Below are 15,677 nucleotides of genomic sequence, written 5' to 3'. Positions count from 1 at the left end.
CACGCACCGCACAGCACGTCCCGAGAAACGGAGAACAGTCATGGCCCAAGCCGCAGCCGTGGCGAAACCGCCCACGCCACCCCGGCGGCGCCGTGCCTCCGCCACGCCCCGCAGGCTCCCCTACCTGCTGATCGCGCCGGCCGCCCTGCTCATGCTGGGGTTCATCGCCTACCCGGTCCTCAGCGTCTTCTACTACAGCCTGCAGGACTACAACCCCACCAAGCCCTGGCGGAACGGCTTCGCGGGCTTCGAGAACTTCACCCGCATCTTCACCGAGGACCCGCTGTTCTGGGACACCCTCGTCTTCAGCACCAAGTGGGTGTTCGTCGAGGTCGGCCTGCAACTGCTGTTCGGCCTCGCCCTCGCCCTGATCGTCAACCAGACCTTCGCCGGGCGGGCCCTCGGCCGCGCCCTGGTCTTCTCACCGTGGGCCGTCTCCGGCGTGCTGACCTCCGCGATCTGGGTACTGCTCTACAACTCCCAGACCGGCATCACCCGTTACCTCGCGGACATGGGAATCGGCGACTACGGCGTGAGCTGGCTGTCCGACACCTCCACCGTCTTCCCCGCGGTGGTCGTCGCCGACCTGTGGCGCGGTGTCCCCTTCTTCGCGATCCTCATCCTCGCCGACCTCCAGTCCGTCTCCAAGGACCTGTACGAGGCCGCCGAGGTCGACGGGGCCAGCCGCTTCAAGCAGTTCATCCACATCACCCTGCCCCACCTGAAGGACGCCATCATCCTGTCCACGCTGCTGCGCGCGGTGTGGGAGTTCAACAACGTCGACCTGCTCTACACGCTGACCGGCGGCGGACCGGCGGGCGAGACCACCACCCTGCCGCTCTACATCGCCAACACGTCCGTCGACGCCCATGACTTCGGCTACGCGTCGGCCCTGACGACGGTGGCGTTCGTGATCCTGCTCTTCTGCTCGATGGTCTACCTGCGGCTGAGCAAGTTCGGAGGCGAGAAGTGATCACCAAGGAGGCCACCGTGGCCGCCCCCGCGCCCCTGCCGGCCGCCCCCGAACCGCCGCGTCCGGCGAGGAAGAGGCGCCGGGCCTGGGACGAGGCACCCCGCTGGCAGATCTACCTGCCCCTGGGCATCTACCTCGTCTTCACCCTCATCCCCTTCTACTGGATCCTGCTCTTCGCGCTCCGCCCGGCCGGCTCCACCTCGCTGGTGCCCTGGCCGATGACCACCGTGCACTTCGAGAAGGTCTGGACCGACCGCGGTTTCGGCACCTTCTTCTACAACAGCGTGCTGGTCGGCGTCGTCACCCTGCTGATGACGACCCTGGTCGCGCTGGCCGGCGGCTACGCGCTCGCCCGGTTCGACTTCAAGGTCAAGCGGGCGTTCATGCTGGCCCTGCTCTGCTCCCAGTTCGTGCCCGGCGCGCTGCTCCTGGTCCCGCTGTTCGAGATCTTCGCCGGCCTGCAGCTGATCAATTCCCTGGTCAGCGTCATCATCGCGGAGACGGTCTTCCAGCTGCCGCTGTCGATGATCCTGATCAGCAACTTCATCAAGAACGTGCCGTACTCCCTGGAGGAGGCCGCCTGGGTCGACGGCTGCAACCGCTTCAGGGCCTTCCGGGTGGTCGTCCTGCCCCTGCTGCGGCCCGGTCTCATCGCCGTCGGCTCCTTCGCCTTCGTCCACTCCTGGAACCACTTCCTGTTCGCCCTGATGTTCCTCAACAACCAGGAGAAGCAGACCATCCCGGTCGGCCTCAACACCCTGATGAGCGCGGACAGCGTCGACCTCGGCGCACTCGCCGCGGGCGGCATCATCGCGGCCGTCCCCGTGGTGATCGTGTTCGCCTTCATCCAGAAGTGGCTGATCACCGGGTTCAGCGCGGGGGCGGTGAAGGGATGACCGCGACCGGCCGGGGGCCGGCCTCCGGCCCGCCCCTCCCCGTCGTCCTCGCCGGCGCCCGCGGCCACGGCCGCTGGCACGTCGAGAACATCCGCCGGCTCCAGGAGAAGGGCGTCGTCACGCTCGCCGGCATCTGTGAGCTCACCCCGCTCACCGAGGACGAGTTCGGCGGGGAACTGCCGCAGCAGTCCGCCGACTTCGGCGCGCTGCTCGACTCCACCGGCGCCCGTGCCGCGGTGATCTGCACCCCGATCCCCACGCACACCGACCTCGCCCTCACGGCCGCCGCCCGGGGCGTGCACCTCCTGCTGGAGAAGCCGCCTGCCCCCTCGTACGCGGAGTTCCGGCGGATGGCCGACGGGGTCGCCGCGGCCGGTGTCGCCTGCCAGATCGGCTTCCAGTCGCTGGGTTCGCACGCCGTGCCCGCGATCCGCGAACTGGTCGCCGAGGGCGCCGTCGGCCGGGTGGTGGGCATCGGCGGGGCCGGCGCCTGGGTACGGCCCGAGGCGTACTTCCGCCGGGCCCCCTGGGCGGGCCGGCGCCGGCTGGACGGCGTCGACGTGGTCGACGGGGCCCTCACCAACCCCCTCGCCCACGCCGTCGCCACCGCCCTCGCGCTCGCCGGGAGCACCCGCGCCGAGGACGTCGCCGGCATCGAGACCGAGCTGCTGCGGGCCAACGACATCGAGTCCGACGACACCTCCTGCGTACGCGTCACCACCGCGCGGGGCGGTTCGGTCACCGTCGCCGCGACGCTGTGCGCGGAGCGGGCCGACGAGCCGTACGTCATGGTGCACGGCACCAGCGGCCGGATCACCTTCTGGTACAAGCAGGACCGCGTGCTGCTCCAGCGCGCCGGCCGCGGCCCCGAGGAGACCCGGTACGGCCGCACCGACCTGCTGGAGAACCTCGCCGCCCACCTCACCGACGGCACGCCCCTGCTGGTCACCCCGGACCGGACGGGCGCCTTCATGCAGGTCGTCGAGGCGATCCGCGAGGCCCCCGACCCGGCCCCGCTGCCCGACGGCGCCTGGCACCGCGTCCCCGGTGAGGAACGCCGGGTCGTGCCGGGCATCGACAGCCTGGTCGCGGCGGCCGCCGACACCCTGTCCCTCTACTCCGAGCTGGGCGCCCCCTGGGCGCTGCCCGCCCACCACCTGCCGAAAGAGGTGAGCACCCGATGAACGGCGACGACCTGGTGCTGCGCGTCGCGGGCCGGCCCGTCGGCCGGTACGTCACCCGGCCCGAACTGCCCGCCCGGCTCTCCCCGCGGCCCTACCTGCACCCCGTCACCACCCTGGCCGGCACGGCCGTCACCGAGCTCGGCCCGGCCGACCACGCACACCACCTCGGCGTCGGTGTCGCCGTTCCCGACGTCGAGGGGTTCAACTTCTGGGGCGGCCGCACCTACGTCCGCGACCAGGGGCCCACCGAGCTGGACAACCACGGCTCCCAGCGGCACACCGCCTACCAGCTCCGTGACCCCGACGGGTTCGTGGAGGAACTGCGCTGGGTCGCCGGGCCCGGCGAGCTGCTGCGCGAGCGCCGCACGGTCGCCGCCACCGCACTCACCGACACCGCCTGGGCGCTGGACCTCACCTTCTCCCTCACCAACACCACGCCGAACCCGCTGTCCATCGGCAGCCCCGCCACCAACGGCCGCCCCGGCGCCGCCTACGGAGGCTTCTTCTGGCGGGCCCGCAAGGAGGAGACGGCACCGGAGGTGTTCACCGCCCGGGCCGAGGGCGTGAGCGAGGTGCACGGCAGGACGGCCGACTGGATCGCCCTCGCCGGCTCCGGCTGGACCCTGGTCTTCGCCGGGGTCACCGAGGCGACCCGGCAGGACCCCTGGTTCGTCCGCACCGCCGAGTACCCCGGTGTCGGATCCTCGCTCGCCCACGACGCCCGGCTGCCCCTGCCGCCCGGTGAGACCGTGGTCCGCAGGATCGTCACCGTCGTCGCCGACGGCCGGCTCACCCCGGACGAGGCCGCGGCCCTGGTCCGCAGGGCGGTGACCGCGTGACCGCCGAACCGACGGAGACGACCTACCGCAACCCGGTCCTCGACGCCGACTGGTCCGACCCCGACGTGATCCGCGTCGGTGACGACTTCTACCTGACCGCCTCCAGCTTCGGCCGCGTCCCCGGACTGCCCCTGCTGCACTCCCGCGACCTGGTCAACTGGACCCTCGTCGGCCACGCCCTGCGACGCCTCGCACCCGAGGCCGAGTTCGCCCGGCCACGGCACGACTGCGGGGTCTGGGCGCCCGCCCTGCGCCACCACGACGACCGCTTCTGGATCTTCTGGGGCGACCCCGACCAGGGCATCTTCCAGGTCAACGCCCCCGGGATCCGCGGTCCGTGGACCGAACCGCTGCTGGTGAAGGCGGGCAAGGGCCTCATCGACCCCTGCCCCCTGTGGGACGACGAGACGGGTGAGGCCTACCTCGTGCACGCCTGGGCGAAGTCCCGCTCCGGCGTCAAGAACCGCCTCACCGGCCACCGGATGCACCCGGACGGCACCGGACTCCTCGACGAGGGCCGGGTGATCGTCGACGGCGACCGCATCCCCGGCTGGTTCACCCTGGAGGGGCCCAAGCTCTACCGGCACGACGGCTGGTTCTGGATCCTCGCCCCCGCCGGGGGAGTGGAGACCGGCTGGCAGGGCGCCTTCCGCTCCCGCGCGTTCTTCGGCCCGTACGAGGAGAAGGTCGTCCTCGAACAGAAGGACACCGACGTCAACGGCCCCCACCAGGGCGGCTGGGTGCGCACCCCGTCCGGCGAGGACTGGTTCCTGCACTTCCAGCAGCGGGGCGCGTACGGCCGGGTCGTGCACCTCCAGCCGATGCGCTGGGACGGCGAGTCAGGCTGGCCGGTGCTCGGCGACGACGGCGCCCCCGTCGCCGCGCACCGCCGCCCGGAGCTGCCCCCGCAGCCGCCCGCCGCGCCCGCCACCGACGACGACTTCCCCGGCGGACGTCACGGCCGGCAGTGGCAGTGGACCGCCAACCCCGGCGAGGGCTGGGCCACCCAGCACTCCGCCGACGGACTGCGGCTCACCTGCGTCCGCTCCGCCGACGCGCACGACCTGCGCGCCCTGCCCAACGTCCTCACCCAGCGGCTGCCCGGCACCCCGTGCACCGTCGAGGTGGAACTACGGCTCGACAGCGAGGAACCCGGCGCCCGCGCGGGGCTCACGGTCCTCGGGGACGCCTACCGCTGGATCGGACTCCAGCGGGACACGGACGGCACGGTGCACCTGGTGCACCGGTTCGCCGAGACGGTGGCCGAGAGGGAACGGGACGCCGACCGTCCGCGGCCCGCTCCGAGCGGCCGGGCACGGCTGCGCATCGACATCGACGACGGTGCGCGCTGCCGCTTCTCGTACGACACCGGGGAGGGTCCGCGCCCCTCCGGTCAGGTCTTCGCCGCCACGCCGTGGCGCTGGGTCGGTGCCCTGCTCGGACTGGTCGCCCTGGCGCCCACCGGCCAGGGACACGCCGGCACCGCCACGTTCACGCAGTTCAGGATCAGTATCCAGAAGAAGAGAGCCGACCAATGAAGATCAGCATTCTCGGAAACAGCACCGGCAGAGGCCGCCGCACGTCGGCTGCCGTCGCCCTCGGGGCCGCGCTCGCCCTGACCGCCACCGCCTGCGGTGACGACGGCGGCGGCGCGGGCGGCGGCGGCGCCGAGGGCAGCGGCAAGGGCAAGATCGTCTTCTGGGACAACAACGGCGGCGTCCGCACCGACATCTGGAAGCAGATCATCGCCGACTTCGAGAAGGCCAACCCGGACATCGACGTCCAGTACGTCGGCATCGCCTCCACCGAGTACCAGTCCAAGGTCGACACCGCCATCCAGGCCGACGGCCTGCCGGACGTCGGCGGCATCAGCGCCTCGATGCTCGCGGGCTTCGCCGCGCAGGGCGCGCTCGACCCGCTGGACGACCGGCTGGAGAAGTCGCCCCTGAACGGCAAGCTCAACAAGGACATGATCGAGTCGCTGCGGGCGGCCGGCGGCGGTGACGACAAGCTGTACTCCGTCCCGACCTCCGCCAACAACGGCGTCCTCTACTACCGCACCGACCTGTTCCGGAAGGCGGGCCTGGAGGAGCCGACCACCTGGGACCGGTTCTTCGAGGCGGCCGAGAAGCTGACCGACAAGGGCGGCAACAAGTTCGGGTACACCATCCGCGGGGGCGCCGGCTCCATCGCCCAGGCGCTGGACGCGATGTACGGACAGTCCGGCATCACCTCGTTCTGGGACTCCACCGGCAAGAAGACGACGGTCAACGACCCGAAGAACGTCGCGGCGCTGGAGAAGTACGCGGCCCTGTTCAAGAAGGTCACCCCCGCCGCCGACCTCAACAACGACTTCACCAAGATGGTCGCCCAGTGGGACTCCGGCGAGATCGGCATGCTCAACCACAACCTGGGCTCGTACCAGGACCACGTGAAGGCGCTCGGTGCCGACAAGTTCCGGGGCATACCGCAGCCCGTCGGGCCCGACGGCAAGCGCGTCCAGGTCTCCAACCCGGTCGACGGCGTCGGCCTGTTCAAGAGCTCCAAGAACAAGGAGGCCGCCTGGAAGTTCATCGAGTTCGCCACGTCGGCCCAGTCCAGCTCGAAGTTCAACGAGTCGGCGGGACAGGTGCCGGCGCACCTGGACGCGGCGAAGTCCGACTGGATCGCGAAGGCCGAGCCCACGAAGCTGGCGGCGGAGGCGCTGACCGACGGGTCGACGACCATCGTGCAGCTGCCGTACTACCTGCCGGACTGGAACACGCTGTCCAAGGCGGAGAGCGAGCCGAACTTCCAGAAGGTGCTGCTCGGGGACATGAGCGCGAAGGACTTCCTGGACGGGCTGGCGGAGAAGCTGAACGAGGCGCAGGCCGAGTGGGACGAGCAGATGGGCTGACCGGCCTCCCCGCCGTGGGGACGGCCCGTGGTTCCAGGGCCGCGGGCCGCCCCCGGCCGGCCGCGCAGCGGTACCGCCCCGCCGCCCGGGCGGGTCCGTCCCCCACCCAGCCGAAAGGGCCACCGGCATGTCGCTCAGCCGCAGACAGGTCGCTTCCGCCGCCGTCGCTTCCCTGCCCCTGGCGTTCGCCGCGACCGGCGCCGCCCACGCCGGTGGACGCCGGCACCGCACCCTCCACCTCGCCGGTGACTCCACCGCGGCCCAGAAGTACGCCGACGCCGCACCCGAGACCGGGTGGGGCACGGCGCTGCCGTTCCTGCTGCACCGGCGGCTCGATGTCGCCAACCACGCCGTGAACGGACGGAGTTCGAAGAGTTTCGTCGACGAGGGGCGGCTGGAGCCGATCCTCTCCTCGATCCGGCCCGGCGACCTGCTGCTCGTCCAGTTCGCGCACAACGACGAGAAGACCACCGACCCCAGCCGCTACACCGAGCCCTGGACGACGTACCAGGAGTACCTGCGGATGTACGTCGACGGGGCGCGGGCCCGGGGTGCCCGGCCCGTGCTGGCCACCGCCGTGGAGCGGCGGCGGTTCGACGCGGACGGACGGGCCGTGCCCAGCCACGGGGAGTACCCGGCGGCGATGCGGGAGCTGGCGCGCCGGGAGCGGGTTGCGCTGCTCGACGTCCAGGCGCTGTCACTGGCGCTGTGGCAGGAGCTCGGGGCCGAGGAGACCAAGAAGTACTTCAACTGGACGGCGTCCGAGCAGGACAACACGCACTTCAACCCGCCGGGCGCGATCGCCGTGGCGCGGCTGGTCGCCCGGGAACTGCTGCGCACCCGGGTGCTCGCGCCGCGCGACGTGCGGCGGCTGGACGCGGAGATCCCCGAGGAGTGGATCACCTGGCCGCGGGCCGTCGCGTAACACCCCCCGGACCATGAGAAGGAGAGCCGCACCATGAGCACACTTGGATGGCATGGGCATGCCACGTTGAGAGCCGCCTCGCTGGCCGGCTGCACCGCCCTCGTCCTGGCCCTGGCCGGCACGGGCGCCCAGGCGCACTCCCCGTCGCACCACCACCGTGACCCCGCCCGGCAGACGCTGGGCGCGGGCGACGGCTGGGCCTCCCACGGCACCGGCACCACCGGAGGCGCCGCCGCCGACCGCGAGCACGTGTACACCGTGCGCACCTGGGCGGAGTTCAAGAAGGCCCTGGCGGACGGCGGCGACGCGCCGAAGATCATCAAGGTGAAGGGGACCATCGACGCGGTCGCCGAGGGCTGCGAGGCGTTCGCCGCACCCGGCTACGACTTCGACGCCTACCTGGAGGCGTACGCACCGGAGACCTGGGGCCTGGAACAGGACCTGAGCGCCGAGCCGGACGACAGCCCGGAAGGGCTGCGCAGGGCATCCGCCGCCGCCCAGGACACCGCCATCAAGGCGAACGTCCCCTCCCACACCACGATCATCGGGGTCGGCCGGAACGCCGGCATCAAGGGCGCCAGCCTGCAGATCAAGGGCGTGGACAACGTCATCATCCGCAACCTCACCCTGGAGAGCCCCCTCGACTGCTTCCCGCAGTGGGACCCGACCGACGGCGACAAGGGCAACTGGAACTCCGAGTACGACACCGCCGTCGTGTACGGCTCCACCCACGTCTGGCTGGACCACAACACGTTCACCGACGGCGAGCACCCCGACAGCGAGGCACCCACCCACTTCGGCATGCTGTACCAGCAGCACGACGGGGAACTGGACATCGTCCGGGGCGCCGACCTCGTCACCGCCTCCTGGAACGTCTTCACGGAGCACGACAAGACCATCCTCATCGGCAACAGCGACAGCGAGTCCACCGCCGCCGGCGACCGGGGCAAGCTGAGGGCGACCTTCCACCACAACCTGTTCTCCGGCCTCGTCGAGCGCGCGCCGCGCGTCCGCTTCGGACAGGTCGACGTCTACAACAACCACTTCGTGGCCGAGGACGGCTACTCCTACAGCTTCGGCATCGGCAAGGAGTGCCAGCTCGTCGCCGAGCACAACGCCTTCACCCTGGCGAAGGGCATCGGCCCGGCCAAGATCCTCAAGCGGTGGAACGACGCACCCCTCACCGCCCGGCACAACCTCGTCAACGGCAGGCCCACCGACCTGATCGCCGCGCACAACGCGGAACTCCCCGGCACACCCCTGAGGTCCGGCGCCGGCTGGACGCCCACCCTGCGCACCGCGGTCCACCCGGCGTGGGCGGTCCCGGCCCTGGTCAAGCACGGCGCGGGGGCCGGCCGCATCGGCTGACCCCGCCCCCCTCAGCCGGCCGGTGCGGTCCGCCCCCACTGCGGACCGCACCGGCCCGCCACCCAAGGAGCACCCGCATGCCCCCGTCCCTGTCCCGCAGGAACCTGCTGCTCACCGGCGCCGCGGCCGGTACCGCGCTCGCCCTGTCCGCCGCGCCCGCACGGGCGGGCCACCGGCCCCGCGGCCCCTTCGGCCGCTACGGCTCACCGGCCGCCCGCCTCACCCCCGGCACCCTCTACGTCCACCCGCGCGGCGCCGGCGACTTCACCGGCGTCCAGGCCGCCGTCACCGCGGCGACCGGCACCGGACGCACCCTGGTCATCGCGCCCGGCGTCTACCGCGAGACCGTCTCCGTCGACGCCGACCGCACCGGCATGACCTGGATCGGCGCCTCGGAGGATCCGCGCGACGTGGTCATCGTCTACGACAACGCCGCCGGCACGCCCAGGCCCGACGGCTCCGGCACCCTCGGCACCTCCGGCTCGGCCACCACCACCCTGCGCCCCGACGGCTTCACCGCCCGCTGGATCACCTTCGCCAACGACTGGCTGCGCACCGACCTCCCCGGCACCGGCGGCACCCAGGCGGTCGCCCTCAAGGTGCAGGGCGACCGCAGCGCCTTCACCCACTGCCGGTTCCTCGGCCACCAGGACACCCTGTACGCCGACTCGATGTCGCTGGGCACCTTCGCCCGCCAGTACTTCGCCCACTGCTACGTCGAGGGCGACGTCGACTTCGTCTTCGGCCGTGCCACCGCCGTCTTCGCGCACTGCCACTTCCGCACCCTGGTCCGCCCCGACCTCACGGGTGCCCCGTACGGCTTCGTCTTCGCGCCCTCCACCGCCGGAGCCAACCCGTACGGCTACCTGGTGACCGGGAGCAGGATCAGCAGCGAGGCCCCCGACGGGTACTACAAACTGGCCCGCCCCTGGGTGCCCAGCTCGGATCCCACGGCCCGCCCGATGCTCACCGTCCGGGAGACCCGGCTGGGCGCCGGCATCGACGCGGTCGCCCCCTACACGAACATGTCCGGCGGGCACCCGTGGCAGGAGCAGCGGTTCGCCGAGTACCGCAACACCGGCCCCGGCGCGGTGATCACCGTGCCCGGCAACCGGCCGCAGCTGTCCCGCGCCGAGGCCGCCACCCGCACCCGGGAGACCCACCTCGGCGACTGGAGGCCGCGCGGGTGACCGCCGTCCCCGGCCCGCCCGGCCTGCACCGTGCGCTCAAGGACGACCTGACGTTCCCGCTCGCCTGGGGGACCTCGCCCCACCGCGACGTCGGGCAGTGGCGCCGGGCGGCCCGGGCCGTGGTCGAGCGGCACCTGATCGTGCCGGAGCAGGACGCGGTCCCGTACGCGCCCGAGTTCACGCCCGGACCCGAAGCGGACGGATACCGGCGGGAGCTGGTGACGCTCTCGCTGACCCGCCACACCCGGGTGCGGGGCGCCCTGCTCACCCCGCACGGCACCGGCCCCTTCCCGGCCGTGCTGCTGCTGCACGACCACGGCTCCCGTTTCGACATCGGCAAGGAGAAGTGCGTCCGCCCCTGGTACGACGACGCCCGGCTCGCCTCCGCCGGGGAGTGGGCCGGGCGGTACTACGGCGGACGCTTCACCGGCGACGAACTCGCCCGGCGCGGCCACGTCGTGCTCTGCGCGGACGGGCTCGGCTGGGGCGAGCGCGGGCCGCTCGCGTACGAGCAGCAGCAGGCGCTGGCGAGCGACCTCTACCACCTCGGCTCCTCCCTCGCCGGACTCCACGCCCGGGAGGACCAGCGGGCCGCGGCCTTCCTCGCGGGGCTCGACCGGGTGGACGCCCGCCGGATCGCCGCCGTCGGCTTCTCCATGGGCGGCTACCGCGCCTGGCAGGCCGCCGCGCTCAGCGACCACGTCGCGGCGGCGGCCTGCGTGTGCTGGATGACCGGGCTCAAGGAGATGATGGTGCCCGGCAACAACACCCTGCGCGGGCAGTCGGCGTTCCACATGCTCCACCCCGGGCTCGCCCGCCACCTCGACATCCCCGACGTGGCGGGCATCGCCGCACCGAAACCGATGCTGTTCCTGCACGGCGGCCGCGACCTCCTGTTCCCCGCCGACGGCGTACGGGTCGCGTACGACAGGCTGCGCGCCGTCTGGCGCGCCTGCGGCGCCGGGGAACGGCTGCGGCTGGAGACCTGGCCGGAGCACGGCCACGTCTTCGACGCCGGGATGCAGGACGAGGTGTACGCCTGGCTGGCCTCTGTCCTGTGAGGAGGCCGGATCCGGGAGCACGGGTGCGGGAACGCCCCCGCCGGTCGTCACCGGCGGGGGCGTCCTGCGGGCCGGCCGAGTGGGGGCTCGGTCACGGCCTCCGGTGCGCGTCCGAGGGGGGCTCGGACGACGCGAACCGGCCCGGGGGGCCGGGCCGGCCGATCACTTGTAGGTGACGTCCGAAGCCTTGAAGTCGCAGGCCTTGCCGTACGGGCCGACCGGCTTGAGCTTCTTGGGCTCCTTGCCGCTGTTGTTGCCCGTGTAGCGGGCGCAGGTCTCGATCTTCTTCTTGCTGTCGCCGTGGATGCGGACGTCGCGCAGGGTGGCCGTGTCGCCGTAGTTCTCGTTGACGCCGACGATCGACTTGCCCGGCGCGACCACATCGATGTCGTTCAGCACGATCGTACGCTTGTACTGCTTCTTGCAGTTGCCGCAGGAGCGCACCAGCTTGCCGAAGTCCTCGACCCGGAAACCGGACACGGTGAGCGTGCCGGCGCCGTTGAACTGCAGCACCTTGTCGTCGGCCTTCTTCGCCCCGCCGCCGATCACCTTGTACTGCGCCGACGACGACGTGCCCTTGAAGCTGGCCGCGTCCTCGCCGACGTCCAGCCACCACACGTTCTGCAGGGTGCAACTGCCCTTGCAGTGCACGCCGTCGGCGGCCGGCGTGCCGATGATGACGTTCTTCAGCGTCGCGCCGTCGGCCAGCTCGAAGATCGGGTCCTGGCCCTCGTCCTGGCTGTCGCCGCCCAGGGCACCGGTGCCGTAGTACTTCTTCATGCCGCCGTCGTGGACACCGGAGACCGGAACGGTCTTCGACACCGGCTTGCTGCCGGTGTCGGCCGGCCAGGACGAGGAGGCGGCGCCCGCCGTCGACAGCATCGACGTGGTGACGATCGCCGCGCCCGTGATGGCGAGCGCGGACATCCCGGCTGTCAGGGCCCGCCGCTTGGTGGTGCGGCGGCGGTGGGAGGCGCGCTGTTCGGCTCGTGCAGTCATGCCCGATTCCTTGCGTAAGGGAGTTGGTACGTCTCCTGGTCGCCACCACCGCCGGAAGGGTTGCCGCGTCCGGCGAAATTCTTTTCTACGAATTCCCGTCGTCCGCTTCGTCCTTGTCGTCCCGTGCCGCGAAGTCGCCGCCCACGGCGTGCTGTTCCGACCCGGTACGGGCGTGCGCCGTGTACCGGTCGCCTGCTGCGTCCCGGCCGCCGCGCTCGTGGTTGTACTGGCCCGCGAACACCCATTCGCCCGCCGGGACCGTACGCCCTTCCTTCAGCGTCCACCTGTAGACGAGGAAGCCGTCCCCCTCGTCCACCTCGAGGGCGAAGTCGGCCTCGGGCAGCGAACGCCAGGCGCCCGTGGACGACACCCCGCCGGTCTGCTCGATCCGCAGCTCCACCGTGAGCGCGGTCAGCGGGTCCTGCGTCTTGAGCGTCACGTTGCTCTGTGCCCAGAACTCGTTGCTGTGCGGGTCCACCGAACCGTCCGACCACAGCGGGCCGTCCTCGACCCCGGCGGGCGGCCGGGACGCCCCGGCGGACGCACTCGGCTTCCCCGGTGTCGCGGTGGCCGTGTCCCGGGGCGCGTCCGGAGCGTCCGGCGAGGGGTTCACCGGCGGCTCGGGCGGCCTGCTCGTCGCCTCGGGGGACGGTGTGGGCGTCGGCGAGACGGCCACCTGCTGCGGGGAGCCCTCCTCGCCCTTCACCGCCGACGCCACGGCGTAGCCGCCCACCGCAAGCACGCCGGCGACCGCGGCCGTGGCCCCGGCCACCCGCACCCAGCCGAACAGCGGCGGACGCCTGGCCCGGTGCTCCGGACGGGCCGGGCGGGCCATGCCGCGCTCGACCCGCGCCAGGATGCGCTCCCGGTCCGGCTCGTGCGACCCGGCCGCCTCCCGCAGCCGGGCGCGCAACTCCTCGTGCACGTCCCGCCGCATCATCGGTCCCCTCCCGCGGCCTCGTCGGCCCGCGCGGTCGTCGCCACCGCCGCCTGCACCCGTCGCGGCACCTCCTGCGTGCCCAGCAGCCGCTGCAGTTCGGTCATCCCCTTCGAGGTCTGGCTCTTCACCGTACCCACCGAGATGCCCAGAGCCAGCGCGGTGTCCTTCTCCGACAGGTCGAAGGCGTGTCGCAGCACCACGCACGCCCGCTTGCGGAACGGCAGCCGGCGCAGCGCCTCCTGCACGTCCACCACCCCGGGCACGTCGGGATTCTCGGTGCGCTCCTCGCGCGGCGACCAGAACAGCGCGACCCTCCGCCGTTCGCGCACCGCGCTGCGGATCCGGGTGCGGGCCAGGTTCGCCACCACCCCCCGGGCGTAGGCGACCGGATGGTCGGCCGCGCGCACCCGGTCCCAGCGGTGCCACAGCGCCAGCAGCGCGTCCGCGGCCAGATCGTCGGCGGTGTCCGCCTCACCCGTCAGCAGATGGGCCAGCCGGGACAGTTCGGCGTAGTGGCGTTCGAAGAACGCGTGGAACTCCACCGAGGCGGTGTCGTCGACGACGGCGCCCACGGGCGACCTCCCCTCGCACAGCGTGAAAACCGGAGCGTAGCAGCGCTCTTCGCCCATCTGTGCGGAGGGTCGAACAGTGTCCGGTCAGCCGGTATGTCAATCCGTCACACGAAGCACGGCATCGGCGCCGGGTTCGTCGCCTACGTGGTGATCAAGACGGTGCTGGGCCGGGCGAAGGAGGTCCACTGGCTGCTGTGGGGGACCTCGGCGCTGTTCGTGGTGTACTTCGCCATCGACCCGATCGAGCAACTGCTCGGCGTGAAGTAGCGCCTCGCACGAGTGGCGGGCCGCCCCCGGGGGGATGGGGGCGGCCCGTCCGTACAGACGTACCGGCGCCGGGAAAGGTTCAGTCCCGCAGGGCCGCTTCCATCGTGGCCCTGGCGACCGGGGCCGCCAGACCGTTCCCGCTGACCTCCGAGCGGGCCGCGTCGGACTGCTCCACCACCACCGCCACGGCGACCGCCCGGTCCGAGGAGCCGGACTCGGCGTACGAGGTGAACCAGGCGTACGGCGTGCTGCTGTTGTTCTCGCCGTGCTGCGCGGTGCCGGTCTTGCCGCCCACGGTGGCGCCGGGGATCCGCGCGTTCGAGCCCGTGCCCTCCTCGACGACCGTCTCCATCGCCGAGCGGAGCTGCCCGGCGGTCGAGGCACTCACGATCCGCTCGGTCGCCGCCGTTTCGTCGTGGTCCTCCAGCACGTCGCCGCCGCCGTCGGTGATCTGCCCGACCAGGTGCGGCGCGACCAGCTCGCCCCCGTTGGCCAGCGCGGCCGACACCATCGCCATCTGCAGCGGTGTCGCCGTCACGTCGAACTGGCCGATGCCGGTCAGCGCCGTCTGCGAGCGCTCCATGTCCGAGGGGTAGACGCTGGTGTGGGCGCGCACCGGCACGTCCTGCGTCGCGTCGTTGAAGCCGAACCGCTCCGCCGTCTCCCGGACCGTGTCCTCGCCGAGGTCGACGGCCATCTTGGCGAAGACGTTGTTGCAGGAGTACTGGAGCCCGACCCGGATCGAGGCGTTCTCGCAGGGCGCGTCCGGGTTCTCGTTGGTGAGGTTCCTGACCGTGCCCGGCAGCGGGTACGGGTCGGGGCTGTCGGTCCTCTCGTCCACCGACCGGTACAGCCCCTCCTCCAGCGCGGCCGCCGCGACGACCAGCTTGAACGTCGAGCCCGGGGGCAGCGGTTGCCGCAGCGCCCGGTTGGTGAGCGGCTTGTCCGGGTCGGCGGTGAGCTTCTCCCAGGCCGCGCCCGCGGTGTTGGCGTCGGTCAGCGACCCCGGGTCGTACGAGGGGGTCGACACCACCGCGAGGATGCGGCCGGTCCGCGGGTCGATCGCCACGGCCGCGCCCTTCTTGTCGCCCAGCGCCTCGTACGCCGCCTTCTGCACCGCCGGGTCGATGGTCGTCACCACGGTGCCGGGCTCCGCGCGCCGGCCGGTCACGGTGTCCGTCACGCTCTTCAGCCGGGGGTCCGTGCCGTTGAGCAGGTCGGCGTAGATGCCCTCCAGCTGGGTCGGCGCGTACGCCTGCGAGGCGTAGCCCGTCACGGCCGCGTACAGCGGGCCGTTGTCGTAGGTGCGCTTGTGGGCGAGGTCGCCCCCCTCCGTCCGTGCCGAACCGGTGATGGACTCACCGGCCACCACGATGTCGCCGAGTGGCTCCGCGTACGTCTCGATCGCGTTGCGCCGGTTGTCGTCGTCGTCCGCCAGTGCCCGGCCCTCGTAGAACTGCACCCAGGTCGCCCTGACCAGCAGGGCGAGCACCAGGAGCAGCGTGCAGACCGAGACACGCCTGATCGTCGTGTTCATCGCGTCCGGACAGACGAACGGGAACGGGGG

14 protein-coding genes and 1 pseudogene are annotated in these 15,677 nt (G+C 72.1%); 11 read left to right on the top strand and 4 right to left on the bottom strand.

The window, feature by feature from the left end:
* The first annotated feature begins 40 nt into the window (after positions 1-40).
* The 10 genes from IE118_RS00525 to IE118_RS00480 all read left to right on the top strand — a co-directional run bounded on the left by IE118_RS00525 (position 41) and on the right by IE118_RS00480 (position 11,332).
* Complete coding sequence (locus IE118_RS00525) at positions 41-973, top strand: carbohydrate ABC transporter permease (RefSeq protein WP_189555186.1); 933 nt, start codon at positions 41-43, stop codon at positions 971-973.
* The gene (locus IE118_RS00520; protein ID WP_189555185.1) at positions 970-1,869 is read left to right on the top strand and encodes a carbohydrate ABC transporter permease; all 900 of its coding nucleotides are present in this window, start codon (positions 970-972) and stop codon (positions 1,867-1,869) included. The genes IE118_RS00525 and IE118_RS00520 overlap by 4 nt, the downstream gene beginning before the upstream one ends.
* Positions 1,866-3,053 (top strand): Gfo/Idh/MocA family protein, encoded by a 1,188-nt coding sequence (locus IE118_RS00515; RefSeq protein ID WP_189555184.1) that lies wholly within the window; start codon positions 1,866-1,868, stop codon positions 3,051-3,053. The genes IE118_RS00520 and IE118_RS00515 overlap by 4 nt, the downstream gene beginning before the upstream one ends.
* Positions 3,050-3,892, top strand: coding sequence for a DUF6807 domain-containing protein (locus tag IE118_RS00510; RefSeq protein ID WP_189555183.1), 843 nt, complete (start codon positions 3,050-3,052; stop codon positions 3,890-3,892). Before IE118_RS00515 ends, IE118_RS00510 begins: the two co-directional genes overlap by 4 nt.
* Positions 3,889-5,430 (top strand): glycoside hydrolase family 43 protein, encoded by a 1,542-nt coding sequence (locus IE118_RS00505; RefSeq protein ID WP_189555182.1) that lies wholly within the window; start codon positions 3,889-3,891, stop codon positions 5,428-5,430. The genes IE118_RS00510 and IE118_RS00505 overlap by 4 nt, the downstream gene beginning before the upstream one ends.
* On the top strand, positions 5,427-6,788 hold the full coding sequence (locus IE118_RS00500; protein WP_189555181.1) for an ABC transporter substrate-binding protein: 1,362 nt from the start codon (positions 5,427-5,429) through the stop codon (positions 6,786-6,788). The genes IE118_RS00505 and IE118_RS00500 overlap by 4 nt, the downstream gene beginning before the upstream one ends.
* Before the next feature lie 127 nt (positions 6,789-6,915).
* Complete coding sequence (locus IE118_RS00495) at positions 6,916-7,713, top strand: rhamnogalacturonan acetylesterase (protein ID WP_189555180.1); 798 nt, start codon at positions 6,916-6,918, stop codon at positions 7,711-7,713.
* A gap of 33 nt (positions 7,714-7,746) precedes the next feature.
* Positions 7,747-9,081, top strand: a complete 1,335-nt coding sequence (locus IE118_RS00490) for a pectate lyase family protein (protein ID WP_189555179.1) — start codon at positions 7,747-7,749, stop codon at positions 9,079-9,081.
* A gap of 77 nt (positions 9,082-9,158) precedes the next feature.
* On the top strand, positions 9,159-10,271 hold the full coding sequence (locus tag IE118_RS00485; RefSeq protein WP_189555178.1) for a pectinesterase family protein: 1,113 nt from the start codon (positions 9,159-9,161) through the stop codon (positions 10,269-10,271).
* Positions 10,268-11,332, top strand: coding sequence for a dienelactone hydrolase family protein (locus IE118_RS00480; protein WP_189555177.1), 1,065 nt, complete (start codon positions 10,268-10,270; stop codon positions 11,330-11,332). The genes IE118_RS00485 and IE118_RS00480 overlap by 4 nt, the downstream gene beginning before the upstream one ends.
* A 162-nt stretch (positions 11,333-11,494) precedes the next feature.
* On the opposite strand, the gene IE118_RS00475 is transcribed toward IE118_RS00480, so the two are convergent.
* The 3 genes from IE118_RS00475 to IE118_RS00465 all read right to left on the bottom strand — a co-directional run bounded on the left by IE118_RS00475 (position 11,495) and on the right by IE118_RS00465 (position 13,843).
* On the bottom strand, positions 11,495-12,331 hold the full coding sequence (locus IE118_RS00475; RefSeq protein WP_189555176.1) for a pectate lyase: 837 nt from the start codon (positions 12,329-12,331) through the stop codon (positions 11,495-11,497).
* Positions 12,332-12,416: 85 nt separating this feature from the next.
* Positions 12,417-13,268, bottom strand: a complete 852-nt coding sequence (locus IE118_RS00470) for a hypothetical protein (protein WP_189556035.1) — start codon at positions 13,266-13,268, stop codon at positions 12,417-12,419.
* Positions 13,268-13,843 carry a SigE family RNA polymerase sigma factor gene (locus IE118_RS00465; RefSeq protein WP_189555175.1) on the bottom strand — a complete coding sequence of 192 codons (576 nt, stop codon included), beginning with the start codon at positions 13,841-13,843 and terminating at the stop codon, positions 13,268-13,270. The genes IE118_RS00470 and IE118_RS00465 overlap by 1 nt, the downstream gene beginning before the upstream one ends.
* 114 nt (positions 13,844-13,957) lie before the next feature.
* Between IE118_RS00465 and IE118_RS00460 the strand changes: the two are divergent.
* Positions 13,958-14,110 (top strand): annotated as a pseudogene (locus IE118_RS00460) (NCS2 family permease); the annotation flags it as partial.
* Positions 14,111-14,189: 79 nt separating this feature from the next.
* Here IE118_RS00460 and IE118_RS00455 read toward each other — a convergent pair.
* The gene (locus tag IE118_RS00455; protein WP_189555174.1) at positions 14,190-15,647 is read right to left on the bottom strand and encodes a peptidoglycan D,D-transpeptidase FtsI family protein; all 1,458 of its coding nucleotides are present in this window, start codon (positions 15,645-15,647) and stop codon (positions 14,190-14,192) included.
* Between the last annotated feature and the right edge of the window lie 30 nt (positions 15,648-15,677).

It is taken from the genome of Streptomyces pilosus, assembly GCF_014649835.1.
Classification (GTDB): Bacteria; Actinomycetota; Actinomycetes; order Streptomycetales; family Streptomycetaceae; genus Streptomyces; species Streptomyces pilosus.
Note: the sequence above shows the minus strand (reverse complement) of the source record. Positions and strands in the feature narration are given on the sequence as shown.